Source organism: Spirosoma sp. KNUC1025 (genome assembly GCF_045160025.1).
Taxonomy (GTDB): domain Bacteria; phylum Bacteroidota; class Bacteroidia; order Cytophagales; family Spirosomataceae; genus Spirosoma.
The window spans coordinates 1-2500 of record NZ_CP087139.1 but is presented as its reverse complement, the minus strand read 5'-3'; the positions used below and the strand labels follow the sequence as shown (position 1 = coordinate 2500).

General features: G+C 55.2%; 2 rRNA genes (1 of these 2 cut by a window edge). Both read left to right on the top strand.

The features are described from left to right. Positions 1 to 2217 (top strand): 23S ribosomal RNA (locus tag LN737_RS00010); it begins 615 nt to the left of the window's first position. A 131-nt stretch (positions 2218 to 2348) separates the two neighbouring features. Next, positions 2349 to 2460, top strand: a 5S ribosomal RNA gene (rrf, locus tag LN737_RS00005). The last annotated feature ends 40 nt before the right edge of the window (positions 2461 to 2500 follow it).

Below are 2500 nucleotides of genomic sequence, written 5' to 3'. Positions count from 1 at the left end.
TCACTGGCAAGGTTAAGGACGTGGACGTCCGCAGCCGAAGCGAAAGCGAGTCTGAACAGGGCGCAGCAGTCAGTGGGGGTTGACGCGAAACTTGGTGATCTACCCCTGGCCAGGTTGAAGGTTTGGTAAAACAAGCTGGAGGACCGAACCGATAAGCGTTGAAAAGCTTCCGGATGAGCTGGGGGTAGGGGTGAAAGGCCAATCAAACTGAGAAATAGCTCGTACTCTCCGAAATGTTTTTAGGAACAGCGTTCCGTGTTACTGTCTGTGAGGTAGAGCCACCAACAGGATGCGGGGGAGTCACATCCTACCAACTTCTGATGAACTCCGAATGCGCAGAGAGGTGCGGGGCAGTGAGGGGCAGGGTGCTAAGGTCCTGCTCCGAGAGGGGAACAACCCAGACCATCCGCTAAGGTCCCTAAGTGTGTGCTAAGTTGAACAAAGGCGGTCCGGCTGCTGAGACAGCCAGGAGGTTAGCTTGGAAGCAGCTATTCCTTTAAAGAGTGCGTAACAGCTCACTGGTCGAGCGGGGCGGGCGTCGATAATAACCGGGCATCAAGCACATCACCGAAGCGGTGGACATACACTTGGAGTGTATTGTGGTAGGAGAGCATTCTATGGGGGGTGAAGTTGAAGCGTGAGCTTTGGTGGACCGCATAGAAAAGCAAATGTAGGCATAAGTAACGAGAATGGAGATGAGAACTCTCCACACCGAAAGGCTAAGGTTTCCTCCGCGATGGCAGTCATCGGAGGGTTAGTCGGGGTCTAAGGGGCAGCCGAAGGGTGAGTCCTGAGGGGGAGCAGGTTAATAGTCCTGCACTATCCATGCAGGGGTGCTGATGACGGAGTGCCGGAGAGACTACGTCCTGACGGAATAGGGCGTTGAGGGGAGTTTTCGGACGAACCGAAGTGTTGAAGGGGCTTCCAAGAAAAGTCAGGATCCGTTAAGCGTATGGATACCCGTACCGCAAACCGACACAGGTAGCTGGGCAGAATATGCTAAGGTGCGCGAAAGAATCATGGTTAAGGAACTCGGCAAGATGACCCTGTAACTTCGGGATAAGGGGGGCCTACCCAGCGATGGGAGGCTGCAGAGAAGAGGCCCAGGCGACTGTTTACCAAAAACACAGGACTCTGCCAAAATGAAAGTTGACGCATAGGGTCTGACACCTGCCCGGTGCTGGAAGGTTAAGGGGGGAGCTTAGTCGCAAGGCGAAGGTTTGAACTGAAGCCCCAGTAAACGGCGGCCGTAACTATAACGGTCCTAAGGTAGCGAAATTCCTTGTCGGGTAAGTTCCGACCTGCACGAATGGTGTAACGATCTGGGCACTGTCTCAACCATGAGTTCGGTGAAATTGTAGTAGCGGTGAAGATGCCGCTTACCCGCCACGGGACGGAAAGACCCCGTGCACCTTTACTACAGCTTAACATAGAATGCCGGTCAGCCATGTGTAGGATAGGCGGGAGATTGTGAAGCGGAGTCGCCAGGCTTCGTGGAATCAACCTTGAAATACCGCCCTTGTCTGACTGGCGTTCTAACGGAGAGATCCGGACGGTGTTTGGTGGGTAGTTTGACTGGGGTGGTCACCTCCGAAAGGGTAACGGAGGTTTCCCAAGGTTGGCTCATGCCGGACGGTAATCGGCAGGGGAGTGCAATAGCAAAAGCCAGCTTGACAGTGAGGCCGACGCGCCGATCTGGGACGAAAGTCGGGTATAGTGATCCGGTGGTTCCGCATGGAAGGGCCATCGCTCAAAGGATAAAAGGTACGCCGGGGATAACAGGCTGATCTCCCCAAGAGCTCACATCGACGGGGAGGTTTGGCACCTCGATGTCGGCTCGTCACATCCTGGGGCTGGAGAAGGTTCCAAGGGTTCGGCTGTTCGCCGATTAAAGTGGCACGCGAGCTGGGTTCAGAACGTCGTGAGACAGTTCGGTCCCTATCTGTGGTGGGCGTGGGAATACTGACGGGATCTGTCCTTAGTACGAGAGGACCGGGATGGACGCACCGCTGGCGGATCGGTTGTTTGGCCGCAGGCACGGCCGAGTAGCTACGTGCGGATCAGATAAGCGCTGAAAGCATCTAAGTGCGAAACTGGCCTGAAGATGAGTGTTCCGGTATAAAGGGGTGTTGGAGACGACGACGTGGATAGGCGGCAGGTGTAGGCGTAGAGATGCGTTGAGCTGAGCCGTACTAATGACCCCGGACGCGTGTTGGTGGTGTTGTTCTGAAGACGTAGCTGTGTGTGAAGGTTGTTTAGTTGATGATTGGATCCGGATCTCTCTCTGTGGGGCATAAGACACAAGGGTATTGGGCTGACCGAGGGGTCGGCCACTGAAGAGTCAACAGGTTGGTGCTGGTCAGGCGGGTGGACACCTCTTTCCATCTCGAACAGAGCCGTTAAGCCCCGTACTGCCGATGGTACTGCTGTCACAAGTGGGAGAGTAGGTAGGTGCCACCTTTGAAACCTAGGGGGTCTGTCCAGCTGGACAGACCCCCTT